Genomic DNA, 17946 nt, shown 5'->3' with positions numbered 1-17946 from the left:
TCACGCCCGAGAAATCACCCGTCCCTAGGGTCGAGGACAGCGTGTGCCACCGCACTGGCCGCACGAACGAACTACCACCCCGGCACGGGAACGGCCGGGAGTAGGAGGAGCTGGATGTTCCAGAACGCCGACGAGGCCAAGAAGTTCATCGCGGACGAGGACGTCAAGTTCGTCGACGTCCGTTTCTGCGACCTGCCGGGCGTCATGCAGCACTTCACGGTGCCCGTCGAGGCGTTCGACCCGGACGAGGAGCTCGCCTTCGACGGATCGTCGATCCGTGGATTCCAGGCGATCCACGAGTCCGACATGGCACTGCGCGCCGACCTGTCGACGGCCCGGGTGGACCCCTTCCGCCGCGACAAGACGCTCAACATCAACTTCTTCATCCACGACCCGATCACGGGCGAGCAGTACTCCCGTGACCCGCGCAACGTGGCGAAGAAGGCGGAGGCGTACCTGGCGTCGACCGGTATCGCCGACACCGCGTACTTCGGCCCCGAGGCCGAGTTCTACGTCTTCGACTCGGTCCGCTTCGCCACCTCGGCGAACGAGTCCTTCTACCACATCGACTCCGAGGCGGGTGCCTGGAACACCGGCGCCCTGGAGGACAACCGTGGTTACAAGGTCCGCTACAAGGGCGGCTACTTCCCGGTCCCGCCGGTCGACCACTTCGCCGACCTGCGCGCCGAGATCTCCCTGGAGCTGGAGAAGGCCGGCCTGAAGGTCGAGCGCCAGCACCACGAGGTGGGCACCGCCGGCCAGGCGGAGATCAACTACAAGTTCAACACGCTGCTCGCCGCCGCCGACGACCTGCAGCTCTTCAAGTACATCGTGAAGAACGTGGCCTGGCGCAACGGCAAGACCGCGACCTTCATGCCGAAGCCGATCTTCGGTGACAACGGCTCGGGCATGCACGTGCACCAGTCGCTGTGGGCCAACGGCGACCCGCTGTTCTACGACGAGGCCGGTTACGCGGGCCTGTCGGACACCGCCCGCTACTACATCGGCGGCATCCTGAAGCACGCCCCGTCGCTGCTGGCCTTCACCAACCCGACGGTGAACTCGTACCACCGCCTGGTGCCGGGCTTCGAGGCGCCGATCAACCTGGTGTACTCGCAGCGCAACCGCTCCGCCGCGATGCGTATCCCGATCACGGGTTCGAACCCGAAGGCCAAGCGCGTCGAATTCCGCGCGCCCGACTCCTCCGGCAACCCGTACCTGGCCTTCTCGGCCCTGCTCCTGGCGGGTCTGGACGGCATCAAGAACAAGATCGAGCCGGCCGAGCCGATCGACAAGGACCTCTACGAGCTGGCTCCCGAGGAGCACGCGGGCGTCGCCCAGGTCCCGACCTCCCTCCCGGCCGTCCTCGACTCCCTGGAGCGCGACCACGAGTTCCTGCTCGCCGGTGACGTCTTCACGCCCGACCTGATCGAGACGTGGATCGACTTCAAGCGCACCAACGAGATCGCCCCGCTGCAGCTGCGCCCGCACCCGCACGAGTTCGAGCTGTACTTCGACGTGTGACGGACGTCGTTTCCGGCCCCCGGCGCCCCCGCCCCTGTTTCTCAGGGCGGGGGCGCCGTCGTATCGTGCCCGGGTACGGATGTTCGAGACGGGGGTTCGGGGTGTCCCAACAGGGCGACGAGGAGCACGAGTTCGACTTCAGGTGGGCCGCCGAGGCGGAGCACAAGGAGCCGTCCGCGCGGGCGCGGATGCTGGCCGCGCGCTGGAAGGAGAACCCCCCGGAACCGGCGCCGTTCCGGGCGGACCCCGATCCGGTGGGGCCGCGGCGGTCGTCGTGGGTGTCGACGGCGATCGTGCTCGGCTGTGTGGCGGCGGTGATCCTGCTGCTGGGGTACGCACAGACGCGGTCGCCTTACTAGCGGCCACTCGCCATGGGCGCTACGGAGCTGGTGCCGGGCGGCGCTTCACAGGGACCTTTTGCCGCTACTAGGGACGTTCGGAACCGTTCCATGGCTCCCCGCAGGTGCACACTGGACAGCGGGACGAGTGCCTGACTGCGGGGTGAGGCGAGATGCAGAGCCGCTTCCGGAGCGACCGGCGGCTGACCGTACGGATGACGGTCACGCTGTTCCTGCTCGGGTTGTTGTACGTCGGCTTCGTTGCCGCGTTGATCGTGCTGCTGAAATCGTGGCTGCTGGTCGTCGTGCTGGTGGGCGCGATGTTCGTGGCCCAGTTCTGGTTCTCCGACCGGATCGCGCTGTTCGCCATGCGCGGCCGGGTCGTGGAACGGGAGGAGTATCCGGAGCTGCACGCGGTGGTGGACCGGCTGTGCGCCATCGCCGACATGCCGAAGCCGGTGGTCGCCGTGTCCGACATGGACATGCCGAACGCGTTCGCGACCGGGCGCAATCCCGAGCACGCCGTGGTGTGCGTGACCACCGGGCTGCTGCGGCGGCTGGAGCCCGCCGAGCTGGAGGGCGTGCTGGCGCACGAGCTGTCCCACGTGGCGCACAAGGACGTCGCCGTGATCACGATCGCGTCCTTCCTGGGGGTCATCGCCGGGCTGATCGTGCGGTTCGCGTTCTACTCCCAGCTCTTCGGCGGCGGCCGCCGCGACCAGAACACGGCCGCCGTGTTCGCCGCGGTCATCGGGGTCTCCGCGGCCGTGTACGCGATCAGCTTCCTGCTGATCAGAGCGCTGTCCCGGTACCGGGAGCTGGCCGCCGACCGGGCCGCGGCCCAGCTGACCGGCCGGCCCTCGGCGCTGGCGTCGGCGCTCACCAAGGTCTCCGGTGACATCGCCCGGATCCCGACCAAGGACCTGCGCACGGCCCAGGCGTTCAACGCGTTCTACTTCACCCCGGCGACCGGCAAGGAGCCCGGCATCGAGCGCATCTTCTCCACCCACCCGACCCTGGAGCAGCGGCTTGAGCAGCTGGGGCGGATCTCGGCGGAGCTGGGTGAGGCGGCGCCGCCCGGGAAGGCCGGGTGAGCATGGGGTTCCTGGACATCCTGCTGGGCCGTACGAAGCCGGTCGCGCCGGATCTCGACCAGTTGTTCGCGCTGCCCTCGGCGGCGGTGACGCTGGAGGCGGCGGCCGGATTCAGACCCACCGGCAGGGGCGCGGTGTGCTTCGCCACCGTGGAGGGCGCGGCCTTCGAGCAGACCCACCGGGAGGTCCAGGCCCTGCTCGACGCGGACGCGGACCGCGGCGGGGCGCCGGTGGAGCTGCGGCAGGACGACTACGGGTACTCCTGGCTGGTCTCGCAGCGCTCCCCCGACCAGCTTCCGCAGCTGGTCAACGACCTGCACGCGGTGAACAGCTCGATGGAGGTCAACGGCTTCGGCCCGCAGCTGCTCTGCTCCCTGGCCGCCTTCGAGGACGAGCGCGGGCGCAGACTCGCGCTCGTCTACCTCTACAAGCGGGGGACCTTCTACCCCTTCGCGCCGCTGGCCGGTTCCGGGCAGCGGCGGGACAGCGCGCTGGAGTTGCAGGTGAAGGCGGCGCTCGCGAGCGACCTGCGGATCGAGCAGGACCTCAGCCGCTGGTTCCCGGTCTGGGGTGCCCCCGGCCTCTGACCGGCCGGGGGCACCCGTCGGCTACTTCCCCTTCTCGTTCTGCTGGCGCCGGAACTCCAGGGGGCGCTCGCGGCGGTAGCGGCGCTCCCACTTGGCCTGCTGGTCACGGCGGTCGCGGTAGGTCTTGTAGTCGCCGGCCACACCCCCTCCCCCGCCGGACGTACCGCCCGACGAGGAGGCCGACGACGAGCCCCGCCCGTACTGCACGTACACGAAGAGCAGGGCGACGGCGGCGAGCCACCAGTTGTGGTTGCCGAATCCGAGGATGACCAGGACGACGGTTCCGGAGAGGACGATGGTGCCCATGACGGGCCTCCGTGGCGTGGGTGGGTGAGCGGGCGACGGAGCCGACGGCACGCGGGGGGACGGGCGGCCGTCCGTCGGTGCGCGGCAGTGTAGTCCGGTCTCCCCGGGGCGCGGCCCGCCCTTCACAAAGCGGTGGTGGACCACTCCGCAACGCCTCTCCAGCGTAGGGAGCCGGTCACCGGGCGTGCATCCCGTTTTTAGATCCCCGGGGCCGCCGTCAGCACGCCCGCCGTGACGGCCGCGACCAGGGCGGCGTGGTCGACGGCGGTCTGGTCGGCGTAGGCGAGCGCGAAGTCGGTGATCGCGCGGTCGAAGGTGTCGCTGCCGCCCAGGTAGGCGGCGATGGCGATGCGGTCGCCGGAGCGGGCGTGGGCGCGGGCCAGGGTCGTCCCGCACAGGGCCGCGTACACGCGCAGGCCTGTCGGGTCCATCGCGCCCACCTCCAGGGAGCCCTTCATGTCCCGCAGCTGGCGCCAGTAGTAGGCGCGGCCCTGGGGACCGGTCAGCCAGCCGAGGAAGATGTCCGCCGCGGCCTGGAGCAGCCGCTGCCCGGCGACGACCCGGTGGCCGGGGTGGGCGTACGGCCCGCTCGGCAGGTACTGCTCCAGTACGGACGGCCGGGCCTCCTTGATCTGCAGGAACAGGGGGTCGTCGGCGTCCCGGCCGGCGAGCAGCACGATGAAGCAGCGGGTGCCGACACTGCCGACGCCGACGACCTTGCGGGCCGCGTCGACGAAGCGGTAGCGGTCGAGGAGGAGCCGGCGCTCCTCGGCGAGGGTGGAGCGGTAGTCACTGAAGATCTTGCGCAGGGCGGCCATGTCGGAGGCTCCGGCGGGTTCGAGGAGCGGCGGGTCGTGGATGATGCGGCGCTGTCCGCCGACGGTCTCGGTGAGCCGGCCGAGCGCGTGCAGGCTGGTGCGGCGCCGGGCCCGGGTCAGGGTGTCCTCGACCCGGCGCCGGCGGCGCCCGGAGCGGACCAGGGCCGTCAGACCGCCGGCGTCGACACGCTCGTACCAGACGGCGAGTTCCCCGAGCCCCGCCAGCCGCCGCATGGCGGTCCGGTACCCGGTCACGGCCGCCCCGGCGGCGGCGCGGGCCTGCGGATCGCTGTGCCCGTTCTCGCGGGCGGCGACGGCGACGGAGGCGGCGAGCCGTTTGACGTCCCACTCGAAGGGCCCGGGAAACGTCTCGTCGAAGTCGTTCAGGTCGAAGAGCAGGGACCGTTCCGGGGAGGCGTAGAGCCCGAAGTTCAGCAGGTGCGCATCCCCGCAGAGCTGCACGGTGAGCCCGGTGTGCGGCCGGGCGGCGAGGTCGGCGGCCATCACGGCGGCCGCGCCGCGCAGGAAGGCGAAGGGCGAGGCGGCCATCCTGCCGTAGCGGATGGGCAGCAGCTCGGGCAGCCGGTCGCGGCCCTGCCGCTCGAGTATGCCGACCGGGTCGGGGCGGTCGACGGAGGGCAGCCAGCCGGCGTGGGTCGAACGGGGGGCCCGCTTGCGGGCGGCCTTGCCGTGGGCGGCACGGTCGGCGGGTGTGGTCATCCGGCGCTCCCCTCAGTCGGCTGCTCCCTCCGTCTCCTGCTGATCGCAGTGAATGCGAGGAGGCGGGCCGCGCGCATGCCGAGTCCGGCAAACGGGTGACGGCCAGCGGCGCTCGCGGCTGGGGGCCGCAAGGGGCGCGGGGAACTGCGCGGTCGGCCCCCACCGGCCCGCAGCCGGCGCACGAGGGCCGCACCCCCCGGTGCGGGGGTCTGGGGGCGGCAGCCCCCAGGTGGAAAGCGCCGGGCGCCGCCGCGAACGGACGGCACCCGGCACCACCGGCTCACCGCGAATAACGCATCAGGGCCCGCACCATGTGGCACGTCGTGTCCGACGGCGGATGCACACCGATGCTCTCGGCCGTACTCCGTATCGTCTCGTTCCGTGCCTGCCCCGGCAGATGGACACCGGAGTCGAGCAGGGCGATGGCGAGGCGCATGGCCTTCAGACGGCGGTTGTGCGTGACGTACCACTCGCGTGGCCGCCCGGCCGGCAGCGGGCGCTTCTCCACCGGCGTGTACGGCGAGTCGAACAGCACCGCGCGCTTCGCGGTGGACTGGGTCGGCAGGGACTTCGGCTTCAGTGCGGCAGCGGGCACAGGCATCCTCCTGTCGCGGTCGGAGCGCCGCCGGACGCCCCGGCGACTCTCTCGAACACTGCTCCCAGTGTACCGGCCGGCACTGACAACGGGACAGTCCACGGATACGTCGAACGGCCAGGTGGAGATGGGTTTTTCAGGCGGGACGGGAGATACCTGAGGGGCCCTCACCACACCCCCAAAATTCGAACAGGACGCCCCTCGGAGACGGCTCGCGTACCGTCTCCCGCATGGAGATCTGGATCAACCCCGCCTGCTCGAAGTGCCGCGGCGCGCTCAGCCTGCTCGACGCCGAGGGGGCCGACTACACCGTCCGCCGCTACCTGGAGGACGTACCGACCGAGGACGAGATCAGGGCCGTACTGGAACGGCTCGGCCTCGAACCCTGGGACATCACCCGCACCCAGGAGGCGGCCGCCAGGGATCTCGGACTGCGGGAGTGGGCGCGGGACGCGAGCGCGCGCGACCGGTGGATCGCGGCCCTCGCCGAACACCCCGAGCTCATCCAGCGGCCGATCATCACCGCGGACGACGGCACGGCGGTCGTCGGCCGCACCCCCGAAGCCGTACAGGACGCGCTGGCCAGAAGCAAGAGCTGAACAGCGCTCAACTCCAACGTGACGCACGTTACTTCAGGGACGCGGGTAACCGCTGAGTAACGACGTTCGGCATCTCGTACATAGCGGCGTACGTTCCCCACCTTTCAGGAGGCGCGCATGTCGCGTAGGAGAACTCTCGGCGCCAGGAAGACCGTCGCACTGCTGGTCGGCGCCGCAGCCGTCGCCGGTGGCGGGGCCTTCGTCCTGGCGACCACCTCGAACGCCGCGCAGTCCTCGCCGAACGCGAAGACACTGTCGTCGGCCGCGGACTCGACCGTCTGCTCGGGGCTGGCCACGGCCCTCGGCAACAACCAGAAGTTCATCGCCGGGCAACAGGCGAACCCGGACGCCCAGTCGGCGGCCCGGATCGCCAACCGCGAGGCGGTCATCGCACAGATCAAGGTCCAGCAGAAGGCGTCCGGTTGCGTCGTTGGGGAGTCGGCTCAGGGCTCCCAGGCGGCGAACGGGACGCAGACGGGCCAGAGCGGACAGACGGGCCAGACCGGCCAGACCGCCACGGCCGCGCCCACACAGAGCGCTGCGACCGGCAACACCGGCAACACCGGGGGCGCCGCCGCCTCCGGGCAGCAGGTCTGCAAGGGCTCGACCGTCACGCTCTCCGGTGAGGCCGGCGCGCCGGCCGCCTCCAGCAACCAGTTCCCGGCCGGAACCACGCTGAAGGTCACCAACCTGGACAACAACAAGTCCACGACGGTGAAGGTCACCTCGGTCTCCGGCAGTTGCGTGCTGCTCAACAACGCGGCGTTCGAACAGGTCCGTGAACCCGGCAAATTCCTGATCCGGCGAGCGCTGATCGAGAAGGTCGGCTGACCGCCCCACAACGGCCCGAGGCGCGGTCGCCGGCTCTCACGGAGGGAGAGCCGGCGACCGCCGCGCGGGCATCCGGCGCGGCGCCCGAAATGGGCTCCGTACCCCGGTCACCCGCCCCGCACAACGTGAGTCGCACCACAGAACGACCAGGTAACACCGGGTTCACATCCGAGCAATGATCGGGAAATCGCCTGTTGACAGGCTGCCGGGCAACACCGAGGCGCCCCAGTGCCGTAGCGCCACTGCACCCGCAAGTGCGCCCGACCCACCCCGAAGGATGTGGCCCGTGACCTTCAAGGCTGAGTACATCTGGATCGACGGCACCGAGCCGACGGCCAAGCTGCGTTCGAAGACGAAGATCATAGCGGGCGCCCCCGCCGGTCTCGACGCGCTGCCGATCTGGGGCTTCGACGGGTCGTCCACGAACCAGGCCGAGGGGCACTCCTCGGACCGTGTGCTGAAGCCGGTCTTCACCTGTCCGGACCCGATCCGCGGCGGCGACGACGTCCTCGTGCTGTGCGAGGTCCTGGACATCGACTTCACGCCGCACTCCTCCAACACGCGCGCCGCGCTGGTCGAGGTCGCCGAGAAGTTCGCCTCCCAGGAGCCGATCTTCGGCATCGAGCAGGAGTACACCTTCTTCGACGGCTCCCGTCCGCTGGGCTTCCCCGAGGGCGGCTTCCCGGCCCCCCAGGGCGGCTACTACTGCGGTGTCGGCGCCGACGAGATCTTCGGCCGCGAGATCGTCGAGGCGCACCTGGACAACTGCCTCAAGGCGGGTCTCGCGATCTCCGGCATCAACGCCGAGGTCATGCCCGGCCAGTGGGAGTTCCAGGTCGGTCCGGTCTCCCCGCTGGAGGTCTCCGACCACCTGTGGGTGGCCCGCTGGCTGCTCTACCGCACCGCCGAGGACTTCGGCGTCTCCGCCACCCTCGACCCCAAGCCGGTCAAGGGCGACTGGAACGGCGCCGGCGCGCACACCAACTTCTCCACCAAGGCGATGCGCGAGGGCTACGACGCGATCATCACCGCCTGCGAGTCGCTCGGCGAGGGATCCAAGCCGCTCGACCACGTCAAGAACTACGGCGCCGGCATCGACGACCGCCTGACCGGTCTGCACGAGACCGCCCCGTGGGACAAGTACTCCTACGGCGTCTCCAACCGCGGTGCCTCGGTGCGCATCCCGTGGCAGGTCGAGAAGGACGGCAAGGGCTACATCGAGGACCGCCGCCCGAACGCCAACGTCGACCCGTACGTCGTGACCCGGCTGATCGTCGACACCTGCTGCACCGCCCTGGACAAGGCCGGCCAGGTCTGATCCGCGTCCGGCTCCTCGAAGGGGCGTCCACCGTCCGGCGGTGGGCGCCCCTTCCGGCTGCCCGGGGCCGCGTTGTCAGTGGCGTGTGCCATCGGCGGCATGGAGATCGACGAGGTGCTCGCCGTCAACGCCTGGACGGAGAGCGGGCAGACGTACGTGTGGTGTGCGCCCGAGGAACTGCGGGAGGCCGTGCGCGGACTCGGCGGCGCCGTCTCACCGACCCGGACCGGCTGACGCGGGCGTTCGCGGCCCTGGAGCGCGAAGGGATCGTGGCCCGCCAGGACTTCACGTGCTGCCGTTCCTGCGGGCTGAGCGAGACAGGCGCCGAGGCGCGGGACGCGGACCGGACGCGGGGTTTCGTCTTCTTCCACCACCAGGGCACGCGCGGCGCGGCCGAAGGCCGGGGTCTGAGTCTCTCCTACGGCGGCTTCTACGGCTCCGCCGACACCACCAAGGCCATCGGCCGTGCGGTCGTCGCCGCGCTCGTGGACGCCGGATTGTCCGCAGTGTGGGACGGCAATCCGGACAAGGCGATCGAGCTCACTCCGCTGACCTGGCACAAACGCCTGGTGGGGTGAGGGCGGCGGGGTCGGTGCCGGGTCCGGGAGGCGTCCGACCAGTGAGAGAAGGGTCCTGTTTCCAGGCTGTGTCTGCTTCAATATGCGCATGGCCAGCTTCCAGAACCACACCGCGACGGGTCGCCATGACCTCGAGCCGTTCTGGCCTTCCCGTCAGCACCACGACTTCGACCGGGTGTGTTGTCGCGCGATGAACGCGCGGGCCCTCTAAAGCCGTATACCCCGGCCTTCGGCCAGCGCGGAACGCAGTACGTCCCCGGCGCGCCCGACCACGAATCGCGGCCGCCGTCCCGACCGACGAACTCCTCGCGCGAAAGAGCTGACGTCTCATGGCGACCACTCGTTCCCTCTCCCCCGCTCCCGCCCTCGCCGCCTCCCCCGCTCCCCGGCACCGGCTGCGTGCCGTCGACCGGGACGAGGTCGTGGACATGGCGGACCTGCTGCCGCCCGGCGCCACCTGGCTGCCCGCGCCGCAGCACACCCTGCCCACCCTGCCGGGCCAGCCGCCGATGATCGGCTACCTGGTGCTGGTCCCGGCGGACCAGCAGCCGCCGTTCCTGCCGGTCGCGGTCCCGGACCGGCCGGTGGACGCCGGCGCGGCGCCCGGCGCGGCTCCGGCCGCCGTCGGCGAGCCGCTCGTGACCGTCGACAGCGTCCAGCGCACCGCGCAGGTCGACGGACGTGAACTCGACCTCACCTACCTGGAGTTCGAGCTGCTCGCGCATCTGGTCGCGCATCCGAACCGGGTGCACACCCGGGACCAGTTGGTCACCACGGTCTGGGGCTACGGCCATGTCGGCGACGGCCGCACGGTCGACGTCCACGTCGCCCGCCTGCGCCGCAAGCTGGGCGCGGAACACCGTCGGGCGATCCAGACGGTGCGCCGCGTCGGATACAAGTACACCCCGCCGACAGGCCGCTGACCCGTCGGCGCCCGGCCGGACCGGCTGCTGTGGTCGGTGGCGACCGGATTCGTCGGTCGAGGGGGCGGCCCCCGACCCGTCCACCGGGCCGACGGCCGCCCACCGGACCGGCCGGCTCGGTCGGCGGCGAGCGGGTCGGCCGGCCGTGGTCGCTGCCGCCGTGGTGGCGGGGCCGTCACGGCGGCCCGGGACGGTCGGGCCCGCCGTCGGCGGGGGCGTTCCGCTGCCGGCAGATCCGCGTTCCGTGGGGCGGCGGGGCCGGGCACGATCATCGGCATGAGACTTCTTGTGCTGGGTGGTACGGAGTTCGTGGGGCGCGCCGTCGTCGAGGCGGCGCTCGGGCGCGGCTGGCCGGTGACCGTGTTCAACCGGGGGCACCGGCAACCCCCGCCGGGGGCGCGGTCGCTGCGGGGCGACCGCACCGCACCCGAGGGTCTCGCCGCGCTCGCGGACGGCACCGAGTGGGACGCGGTCGTCGACACCTGGTCGGCGGCGCCCCGGGCGGTGCGGGACACCGCGCGCCTGCTGCGGGGCCGTCTCGGCCGGTATGTGTACGTGTCGAGCTGCTCGGTGTACGAGTGGCCGCGCCCGGCCGGTCACACCGAGGACACCGCCGTGGTGACGGGCGCCGCCGCGGACGCGGAGCAGACCGAGTACGCGCAGGACAAACGGGGCGGTGAGCTGGCCGCCGTCGAGTCCTTCGGCCCGGAGGGCTCGGTCCTCGTACGCGCCGGACAGATCCTCGGGCCGTACGAGAACGTGGGCAGGCTGCCCTGGTGGCTGAACCGGATCGCGCGCGGCGGCCCGGTCCTCGCACCGGGCCCGCGGGACCTCGCCCTCCAGTACGTGGACGCCCGGGACCTCGCCGAGTGGACCCTCGGCGCGGTCGAGCGGGGCCTTTCGGGGCCGTACAACCTGGTCGGGCCGACCGGGCACACCACGATGGGCGAACTCCTCGACACCTGCCGCCGGGTGACCGGCTCGCACGCCGAACTGCGCTGGACGGCACCGGAGTCGATCCTGGCCGCCGGGATCGAGCCGTGGACGCAGCTCCCGGTGTGGCTGCCGCCGGGCAGCGAGCTGTACGACTGCATGTACGGGATCGACATCTCCCGGGCCCTGGCGACGGGCCTGGTGTGCCGGCCCGCCGAGGAGACGGTGGCCGACACGTGGCGCCGGCTCCAGGAGATCGGCGGGGTGGCGCCGGCGCGTGAGGACCGGCCGTCCGTGGGGCTGGACCCTGTTGTCGAGGCGCGGGTGCTCGGGCTTGCGGGGGACGGGTCGTGAGCCGGGTGCGGGTCGCTGGGGAGCTGGGCGCACTCGGGCGGCGGAGCCGCATGCCCGGCACCGCCCCGCGCCCCTTCGGGGCGTTGCTCCCCGGAGGCGTTCGACGTCCCCGAGGTGTATCTGGCACCACCCCCTGACCGGGGGCTTCGGACCAGTGACCGGGGTCCGTGGGGTCGGACAGACTGACGGCCATGACGACGAACACGAACAGTGGCGGCCCGCGCGAGCGGGCCCGGGAGGTGCTGCTCGCCGCCGTGCGGGGGCTGGTGCTGGCACTGGTGATCCTGCCGGTCTCCGTCCTCTGCTTCGCCCTGACCGCGATCTCGGTCGCGCTGATCCCGATCGGCGCCGGCATCGTCACGACCCCCTGGGTCCTGGACGGGACGCGGCGGGTGGCGGACGTGCGGCGACGCCTCGCGTACGAGTGGTGCGGGGTGCGGATCCGGTCGGCGTACCGGCCGCTGCCGGCGGACGCCAACCCGTGGGCCAGGACCTTCGGGATGCTGCGGGACCCGCAGGTCGGGCGGGACGTGCTGTGGCTGTTCGTGGACATGACGGCCGGGTTCGTGACCGCGCTGCTGCCCGCGGTCCTGCTGTTCTACCCGTTCGAGGGGTTCGCGGTGGCCGCCGGGCTGTGGCGGGTGCTCGCCGACGGCGGCACCTACTGGTACGGCTTCGTGCCGGTCTCCGGCCTGTCCACCGCGTTCGGGGCCGCCGCCACCGCCGCCGTCCTGCTGGTCGGCGCCTGGTACCTGTGCCCGCGTCTGCTCGTCGCCCACTTCCGGCTGACCCGCGCCGTCCTCGACCCCGGCCGAGGTGAACTCGTCCAGCGAGTAAGGGTGCTGACGGAGAGCCGGAAGGACGCCGTGGACACCTCGGCGGCCGAGCTGCGCCGGATCGAACGGGATCTGCACGACGGGGCGCAGGCCCGGCTGGTCGCGATGGGCATGGACCTCGGGACCGTGGAGATGCTGCTGGACAAGGATCCGGCGCGGGCGCGGGAACTGCTCGCGCAGACCCGGCGGGCCTCCGTGGAGGCCCTGGGCGAGCTGCGGGACCTGGTCCGGGGCATCCACCCGCCGGTGCTGGCCGAGCGTGGCCTCGGCGACGCCGTACGGGCGCTGGCGCTGCGGCTGCCGGTGCCGACGGAGGTGACCGTGGAGCTGTCCGGACGGGCGGACGCGCCGGTGGAGTCGGCCGCGTACTTCGCGGTGAGCGAGGTGCTGACCAACGCGGTCAAGCACTCCGGCGCCGACCGGATCTGGGTGGACCTGCACCACGTGACGGACGGCGGCGGCATGCTGCGGATCTCGGTCACGGACCACGGCAGGGGCGGGGCGGTGGTCGGCGCGGGCTCGGGTCTTGCCGGGGTGGAGCGGCGACTGGGTACATTCGACGGCGTCCTGGCCGTCAGCAGCCCCGCGGGCGGTCCCACCATGGTCACCATGGAGATTCCGTGCGTGTTGTCCTAGCCGAGGACCTGTTCCTGCTGCGCGACGGACTCGTCCGGCTGCTGGAGGCCTACGGCTTCGAGATCGCCGCCGCCGTCGAGTCCGGCCCCGAACTCGCGCGTGCTCTCGCCGAGTTGGACCCGGACGTGGCCGTGGTGGACGTACGTCTGCCGCCCACGCACACCGACGAGGGACTGCAGTGCGCGCTCAGGGCGCGGCGGGACCGGCCGGGGCTGCCGGTGCTGGTGCTCTCCCAGCACGTGGAGCGGCTGTACGCGCGGGAGTTGCTGGCCGACGGCAGCGGCGGGGTGGGGTACCTGCTGAAGGACCGGGTGCTCGACGCGGAGCAGTTCGTGGACGCCGTACGGCGGGTCGCGGCGGGCGGTACGGCCATGGACCCTCAGGTGATCCAGCAGCTGCTGGCCCGGCGGGCCGACGACCGGCCGCTGGGCGGCTTGACACCGCGCGAGCGGGAGGTGCTGGAGCTGATGGCGCAGGGCCGCTCGAACGCGGCGATCGCCGGGCAGCTCGTCGTCACGGAACGGGCCATCGCCAAACACACCTCCAACATCTTCACCAAACTGGGACTCGAGGTGTCGGACGATGACAATCGGCGCGTCCTCGCGGTGCTCGCGCACCTTGACCGCGATCGCTGATTTTCCAGTAAGTTCCCTGCTCAAACGGCAGTTGTGGCCCAAGTGCGTAACAAATCTCTGATGAATTTGTGAGGCGGCTGAACACGCCTGGGACAGGGTGCGTATGAATGGACGCCGCTTCACTCCTGTCGGGCGCCTCGATGCCGCCCCGCAAGGAAGGTCTGAGGAGTTCCATGGGACGCAACATACGCAAACGCCGCTCGCCGCTGACCGTCAAGGTCATAGCCGCATCGGCGGCTGTCGCACTCGGCGGGGGCGGGCTGCTCTATGCGCAGATGAACGCTTCGGCTCACGAGTCGAACAACTCGGCGCAGAACTACACGAAGGCCGCCGCCGCGACGGTGGCGACCATCTCCTGCCCCGACGTCGGCCAGAAGCTGACGAACGTGCCCGACAAGGCCAAGCAGGGGGTCGCGACGGAGCTGGCGAACCTCGACAAGCAGATCACCGAGGCCTACTCCCGGCTCGCCTCCACGCGTCAGGCGCAGGCGGGTGACGCCAACTTCGTGCAGAACGCGATCGTCGGCCCCCTCAAGGAGAAGCGGGCGGCCACGATCGACCGGATCCGGATCGACATCACCCGGGTCGGCGGCCAGTTCGACAACTCGCTGGCGCAGCTCGCCGCCTGCACCACGCAGACCGCCAACCAGACCACCGCCGGCCAGGGCAACAACAACGGCGGCCAGAACAACAACGGTGGTCAGAACAACAACAACGGCGGCCAGAACAACGGCCAGGCCGGCGGCGCCGCCCCGAGCGCCAGTGCCAGCACCCCGGTGGACGTCGGCATCGGCGGTCAGGCCGGCAACGGCCCGACCGCGGCGGACTTCGTGGACATCACGAAGGTCGCGCCGAACGTCCAGGCCAAGCCGCAGAAGTCCGCCAACGCCTCGACCGGTTCCTTCGTCACCCGCTGTGGCACGAACCAGAACAAGAACCACAACACCGACAACGTCATCGTGGCGCCCGGCGTGACCAACGGCGCGCACCACGAGCACGACTACGTCGGCAACCAGAAGGTCAACGCGTTCTCCACGAACGACTCGCTGCTGGCCGCCCCCTCCAGCTGCCAGAACCAGAGTGACCTCTCGGCCTACTACTGGCCGGTCGTGCGTGAGCAGGACGGTTCGAAGGAGTTCGACGCGAACGCGCTCGGCGGTGGCAAGGAAGGCAACGTCGGCAAGATCATCACGCCGGTCCAGGCGCAGATCAAGTACGTCGGCAGCCCGGCCAGCAAGGTCGTCGCGATGCCCCAGTTCCTGCGCATCATCACCGGTGACGCCAAGACCACGACCAACGGTCTGGCCAACGCCAACGCGCACTGGAGCTGCACCGGCTTCGAGAACAAGGTCCAGCTGACCACGCAGTACCCGATCTGCCCGAAGGGCAGCCAGGTGGTGCGTACCTTCGCCTTCCAGAGCTGCTGGGACGGCAAGAACATCGACAGCGCCAACCACCGTACGCACGTGGCCTTCGCGGACCCCGCGAGCGGTGTCTGCGGGAACGGCTTCAAGGCGATCCCGCAGCTGACGATGCGTCTGGTCTACAACCTGGCCCAGCCGTCCATCGTGAACGGCCAGGTGAAGAACGCCTACGCCGTGGACGGTTTCCCGGAGCAGCTGCACAAGGCGGCCACCGACCACGACGACTTCATCAGCGTCACCAAGAACAACCTGGCGAACACGATCGCCAACTGCATCAACACCGGCCGCAAGTGCCAGTGAGCGACAGCTAGCCGGCCGCAGCGCGGCCGGTAGCACGAAGCGGGCGGTGGGAGTCTCCCACCGCCCGCTTCCGTGTGTGCCGCGCACCGCGGCCGAGCGGACCTCAGCTGGTGTGCTTGCTGTGGTCGACCCCGATCTCCTCCTCGCCGCCCAGCGTGGTCTGCAGCGACTTGACCAGCTTGTCGGTGCCGACGGCGACCCACTTGCGGCCGACGAGGTAGAACCCGCCGTAGTCCTTCGCGTCGTTGATCCACTCGCGCTGGCCGCGGTCGGTGGCGAAGGTGGCGAAGACGAACTTGCCGGCGGAGACCTTGCAGATGGCCTGGCGGACCTCGTCGGTGTCGATCTGCATGTCCGGCGTGCACTTCACCTTGGCGGCCAGGCTCTCCAGGCTGCCGGTCGCGGTGACCGGGATCTTCGCCTCCGCCTTGCCGTCGCCGGATCCGCAGCCCGCCAGCGCCAGTGCGGCCGCGGCGCCCGCCACGGCGAGCATCGGTCGGGTCAACCTCATCTGTTCCTCCGGTCGCGTTGCCGGCCCCGGGTGCCTGTACAGGGGCCCGTCCCCTTCGATACGGCTGCGGACCGCGAAGCACTCATATCGTGCGGGCACCGCGCTGTCACCTGGGTGGCGGTGACCTACCAACGGTTCGCTCGTTCTTCAGGACGTGCAGTCACAGGATGTAGCCCCGCGTCACGCGGCCTCCGCCCGAGCCCCGCATCCGGCCGTCGACATCGAGCAGGCCGAGGCCGCGCTCGTCGAGCACTACCCGCGGCTGGTCCGGCTCGCCTACCTGGTGCTGCCGGCGGGCCTGCCGCGCGGCCGCCGCGTCCTGACCGCGCACTCCCTGGTCCAGCACGCCCTGCCCCGGGGCCGCCGGCAGGCCCCGGTGGTCCCGGCCCAGTCGGGCGGCCGGAAGACCGATCCCGGGTACTCGCTGGTCCGCCTCGAAGTGGTGCGGGCGGCGCTGGAGGCCGGCCGGCCACTGCGGCTCACCGCGTGGCCCCGGCGCGCCCAGCTGCCGCCGCTGCTCCCCCAGGTGTGGGGCCTCAGGCTCTTCCCGCGCTCCGGCGGCGCCGACGAACTCGCCCTGGACCAGCGGCTCGCCGCCCTCTCCGGCCCGGCCCGCGCCGCCTACGCGCTGCGCGGCCTCGAACAGCTCCCCGACGGCGACGTCCGCAGGATCCTCCGGGCGGTCGGCGTCGAGCACCCGGAGGGCGCGCTCGCCGAGGCGAACGGCGTCCCGGCGCAGTACCCCCTGCTCGACTCCCCCGAGTTCGACCCCTGTTCGCTGCAGGCCCGGCCCACCGATCTGATGCGCCGCCGCCGGCACACCAAGGCCGCCCTCGCCGCCGCTGCCGCCCTCGCGGTCTGCGGGGCGCTGGTCGTGCTGCCGGCCGGCGGCTGGGGCGCCGACGGCGCGGCCGCCCCGGTGTACGCGCAGAACCCGGCCGCCCAGGCCGCCCTGGACCCGGCCCGGCTGACAAAGGTCCCGGCGACCGCCTGGGAGACCGCCGCGCGCACCGACTTCTCCGTCTGGCCGGCCCGCGGCGCCCTCACCGGCGACAGCGCGCTGCTGCGCCGCGCCCTCGCCGTCTGGGCCCGGCCCGGCGCCACCGTCCGCGTCTCGGCGACCCCGGGCACCCAGACCGGCGGCCCGGCGGGACCGCCCCAGCTGCTGTACGCGGGCGTGGTCGACAGCGCCCGGGTGGTGATCTTCTACGACGGCCTGCGCATCGCCCGCTACGCCGAGCCGAAGGACGGCACCGAGGGCGCGGCCCTGGACTTCGCCCGGGTCGACGGCGCGACCGGCGCGGAGGCGAGTGCCCTGGTGCTCGGCCGTGCCGACGGCAACGTCCGCTATCTGACCGCTCCCTGGGTGACCAAGGCGGCCGAACGGGACCTGATGAACCCGACCGCGGGGGCGATGGACCTGGGGCTGGCCGACGGGGTGACCGGCCCGCTGGCCAGTTCGGCGCTGGGGCAGGGGGCGTGCACGACGTGGAACGTGCTCCAGCTGACCGACGCGCAGGGGGCGCACCTCGCGACCGACCTGGGCGAACTGGTGCCGGCCCGGCTCACCTCCGGGCGGCCCGGCGAGAGCGGTGACGCCCCGGAGGCGAAGGCGCTGCGCGACTGGGCGCCGTTCGCCTGCTCGCTGGCCGCCCAGCGGTCGGCGGGAGTGCGCAGTGTCAACGCCTGGGCGTTCGCCGAGCAGCAGCTGCCGGACACGGGCGGCACCGGGTCGTGGGTGTGCACGCGTGCCGAGACCTGGCGGGGTGACGGGACCCTGTCGCTGGCCCAGTTCCGGACACCGGGCAGCCGGTACGGGGCGGTCGCCGCGAAGGGGGCCGACGTGACGGCCTGCGGTCCGCGCGATCCGCACGTGCTCGCCGGGGTGTTGTGGAAGTCCGGCGGCGGCCAGTGGTACCTGCTGGCCGCGGGCAGCCGCGACACCGCGTCGATCCGGGCGACCGGCGGGGTCACGGCCTCGGCGCGGGGGACGCAGCTGGTGGCCGCGGCGAAACAGGGGGCGCAGGCCGAGTTGACGGCGACGCTGCAGGACGGCAGCGAGATCAGCGGGTTGCGGTGAGGTCGG

18 protein-coding genes and 1 pseudogene are annotated in these 17946 nt (G+C 71.7%); 15 read left to right on the top strand and 4 right to left on the bottom strand.

Going from position 1 to position 17946, the window contains the following annotated elements:
• Positions 1-114: 114 nt before the first annotated feature.
• The 4 genes from glnA to AB0M11_RS15310 all read left to right on the top strand — a co-directional run bounded on the left by glnA (position 115) and on the right by AB0M11_RS15310 (position 3543).
• Positions 115-1524, top strand: coding sequence for a type I glutamate--ammonia ligase (gene glnA / locus AB0M11_RS15325; RefSeq protein WP_365705387.1), 1410 nt, complete (start codon positions 115-117; stop codon positions 1522-1524).
• A gap of 101 nt (positions 1525-1625) precedes the next feature.
• A complete protein-coding gene (locus tag AB0M11_RS15320) occupies positions 1626-1883 on the top strand; it encodes a hypothetical protein (protein WP_365705385.1) in 258 nt (85 codons plus the stop codon).
• A gap of 152 nt (positions 1884-2035) precedes the next feature.
• Positions 2036-2956, top strand: coding sequence for a zinc metalloprotease HtpX (gene htpX / locus AB0M11_RS15315; protein ID WP_365705383.1), 921 nt, complete (start codon positions 2036-2038; stop codon positions 2954-2956).
• Between the two features lie 2 nt (positions 2957-2958).
• A complete protein-coding gene (locus AB0M11_RS15310) occupies positions 2959-3543 on the top strand; it encodes a hypothetical protein (RefSeq protein ID WP_365705438.1) in 585 nt (194 codons plus the stop codon).
• A 21-nt stretch (positions 3544-3564) separates the two neighbouring features.
• Here the strand turns inward: AB0M11_RS15310 and AB0M11_RS15305 are convergent, their stop codons facing one another.
• The 3 genes from AB0M11_RS15305 to AB0M11_RS15295 all read right to left on the bottom strand — a co-directional run bounded on the left by AB0M11_RS15305 (position 3565) and on the right by AB0M11_RS15295 (position 5982).
• The gene (locus AB0M11_RS15305) at positions 3565-3849 is read right to left on the bottom strand and encodes a hypothetical protein (RefSeq protein WP_365705381.1); all 285 of its coding nucleotides are present in this window, start codon (positions 3847-3849) and stop codon (positions 3565-3567) included.
• Positions 3850-4046: 197 nt separating this feature from the next.
• Positions 4047-5387 (bottom strand): DUF2252 domain-containing protein, encoded by a 1341-nt coding sequence (locus AB0M11_RS15300; RefSeq protein ID WP_365705379.1) that lies wholly within the window; start codon positions 5385-5387, stop codon positions 4047-4049.
• Positions 5388-5667: 280 nt separating this feature from the next.
• Positions 5668-5982 carry a hypothetical protein gene (locus AB0M11_RS15295; protein WP_365705377.1) on the bottom strand — a complete coding sequence of 105 codons (315 nt, stop codon included), beginning with the start codon at positions 5980-5982 and terminating at the stop codon, positions 5668-5670.
• A gap of 230 nt (positions 5983-6212) precedes the next feature.
• On the opposite strand from AB0M11_RS15295, the gene AB0M11_RS15290 reads away from it, so the two are divergent.
• The 10 genes and pseudogenes from AB0M11_RS15290 to AB0M11_RS15245 all read left to right on the top strand — a co-directional run bounded on the left by AB0M11_RS15290 (position 6213) and on the right by AB0M11_RS15245 (position 15349).
• A complete protein-coding gene (locus AB0M11_RS15290) occupies positions 6213-6581 on the top strand; it encodes an arsenate reductase family protein (RefSeq protein ID WP_365705375.1) in 369 nt (122 codons plus the stop codon).
• A gap of 117 nt (positions 6582-6698) precedes the next feature.
• Complete coding sequence (locus tag AB0M11_RS15285) at positions 6699-7412, top strand: hypothetical protein (RefSeq protein WP_365705373.1); 714 nt, start codon at positions 6699-6701, stop codon at positions 7410-7412.
• 286 nt (positions 7413-7698) lie between these two features.
• Complete coding sequence (glnII, locus tag AB0M11_RS15280; protein WP_365705371.1) at positions 7699-8730, top strand: glutamine synthetase; 1032 nt, start codon at positions 7699-7701, stop codon at positions 8728-8730.
• A gap of 99 nt (positions 8731-8829) precedes the next feature.
• Positions 8830-8964, top strand: a complete 135-nt coding sequence (locus tag AB0M11_RS15275; protein ID WP_365705369.1) for a hypothetical protein — start codon at positions 8830-8832, stop codon at positions 8962-8964.
• Positions 8946-9308: pseudogene (locus AB0M11_RS15270) on the top strand (hypothetical protein); the annotation flags it as partial. The gene AB0M11_RS15275 and the pseudogene AB0M11_RS15270, both read left to right, overlap by 19 nt.
• Before the next feature lie 329 nt (positions 9309-9637).
• Entirely contained in the window at positions 9638-10231 is a 594-nt protein-coding gene (locus AB0M11_RS15265) for a winged helix-turn-helix domain-containing protein (RefSeq protein ID WP_365705367.1), read from the top strand.
• A gap of 276 nt (positions 10232-10507) precedes the next feature.
• Positions 10508-11518 (top strand): NAD-dependent epimerase/dehydratase family protein, encoded by a 1011-nt coding sequence (locus tag AB0M11_RS15260; protein ID WP_365705365.1) that lies wholly within the window; start codon positions 10508-10510, stop codon positions 11516-11518.
• A 191-nt stretch (positions 11519-11709) separates the two neighbouring features.
• On the top strand, positions 11710-12990 hold the full coding sequence (locus tag AB0M11_RS15255) for a histidine kinase (RefSeq protein ID WP_365705363.1): 1281 nt from the start codon (positions 11710-11712) through the stop codon (positions 12988-12990).
• Complete coding sequence (locus AB0M11_RS15250; RefSeq protein ID WP_365705362.1) at positions 12975-13625, top strand: response regulator transcription factor; 651 nt, start codon at positions 12975-12977, stop codon at positions 13623-13625. Before AB0M11_RS15255 ends, AB0M11_RS15250 begins: the two co-directional genes overlap by 16 nt.
• A gap of 173 nt (positions 13626-13798) precedes the next feature.
• The gene (locus AB0M11_RS15245) at positions 13799-15349 is read left to right on the top strand and encodes a DUF1996 domain-containing protein (protein WP_365705360.1); all 1551 of its coding nucleotides are present in this window, start codon (positions 13799-13801) and stop codon (positions 15347-15349) included.
• Between the two features lie 103 nt (positions 15350-15452).
• On the opposite strand, the gene AB0M11_RS15240 is transcribed toward AB0M11_RS15245, so the two are convergent.
• Positions 15453-15860: a hypothetical protein gene (locus tag AB0M11_RS15240; protein WP_365705358.1), complete on the bottom strand. Its 408-nt coding sequence runs from the start codon at positions 15858-15860 to the stop codon at positions 15453-15455.
• A 154-nt stretch (positions 15861-16014) separates the two neighbouring features.
• On the opposite strand from AB0M11_RS15240, the gene AB0M11_RS15235 reads away from it, so the two are divergent.
• A complete protein-coding gene (locus AB0M11_RS15235) occupies positions 16015-17940 on the top strand; it encodes a hypothetical protein (protein ID WP_365705356.1) in 1926 nt (641 codons plus the stop codon).
• Positions 17941-17946: the final 6 nt, after the last annotated feature.

Origin of the sequence: Streptomyces sp. NPDC051987, from assembly GCF_040680735.1 — a bacterium.
In the GTDB taxonomy this organism is placed as follows: Bacteria; Actinomycetota; Actinomycetes; order Streptomycetales; family Streptomycetaceae; genus Streptomyces.
Note: the sequence above shows the minus strand (reverse complement) of the source record. Positions and strands in the feature narration are given on the sequence as shown.

Coding starts and splice junctions, on each gene's coding strand:
- glnA (WP_365705387.1), top strand. CDS start 115: ATGTTCCAGAACGCCGACGAGGCCAAGAAGTTCATCGCGGACGAGGAC.
- htpX (WP_365705383.1), top strand. CDS start 2,036: ATGCAGAGCCGCTTCCGGAGCGACCGGCGGCTGACCGTACGGATGACG.
- AB0M11_RS15310 (WP_365705438.1), top strand. CDS start 2,959: ATGGGGTTCCTGGACATCCTGCTGGGCCGTACGAAGCCGGTCGCGCCG.
- AB0M11_RS15305 (WP_365705381.1), bottom strand. CDS start 3,849: ATGGGCACCATCGTCCTCTCCGGAACCGTCGTCCTGGTCATCCTCGGA.
- AB0M11_RS15300 (WP_365705379.1), bottom strand. CDS start 5,387: ATGACCACACCCGCCGACCGTGCCGCCCACGGCAAGGCCGCCCGCAAG.
- AB0M11_RS15290 (WP_365705375.1), top strand. CDS start 6,213: ATGGAGATCTGGATCAACCCCGCCTGCTCGAAGTGCCGCGGCGCGCTC.
- AB0M11_RS15285 (WP_365705373.1), top strand. CDS start 6,699: ATGTCGCGTAGGAGAACTCTCGGCGCCAGGAAGACCGTCGCACTGCTG.
- AB0M11_RS15275 (WP_365705369.1), top strand. CDS start 8,830: ATGGAGATCGACGAGGTGCTCGCCGTCAACGCCTGGACGGAGAGCGGG.
- AB0M11_RS15265 (WP_365705367.1), top strand. CDS start 9,638: ATGGCGACCACTCGTTCCCTCTCCCCCGCTCCCGCCCTCGCCGCCTCC.
- AB0M11_RS15260 (WP_365705365.1), top strand. CDS start 10,508: ATGAGACTTCTTGTGCTGGGTGGTACGGAGTTCGTGGGGCGCGCCGTC.
- AB0M11_RS15255 (WP_365705363.1), top strand. CDS start 11,710: ATGACGACGAACACGAACAGTGGCGGCCCGCGCGAGCGGGCCCGGGAG.
- AB0M11_RS15245 (WP_365705360.1), top strand. CDS start 13,799: ATGGGACGCAACATACGCAAACGCCGCTCGCCGCTGACCGTCAAGGTC.
- AB0M11_RS15240 (WP_365705358.1), bottom strand. CDS start 15,860: ATGAGGTTGACCCGACCGATGCTCGCCGTGGCGGGCGCCGCGGCCGCA.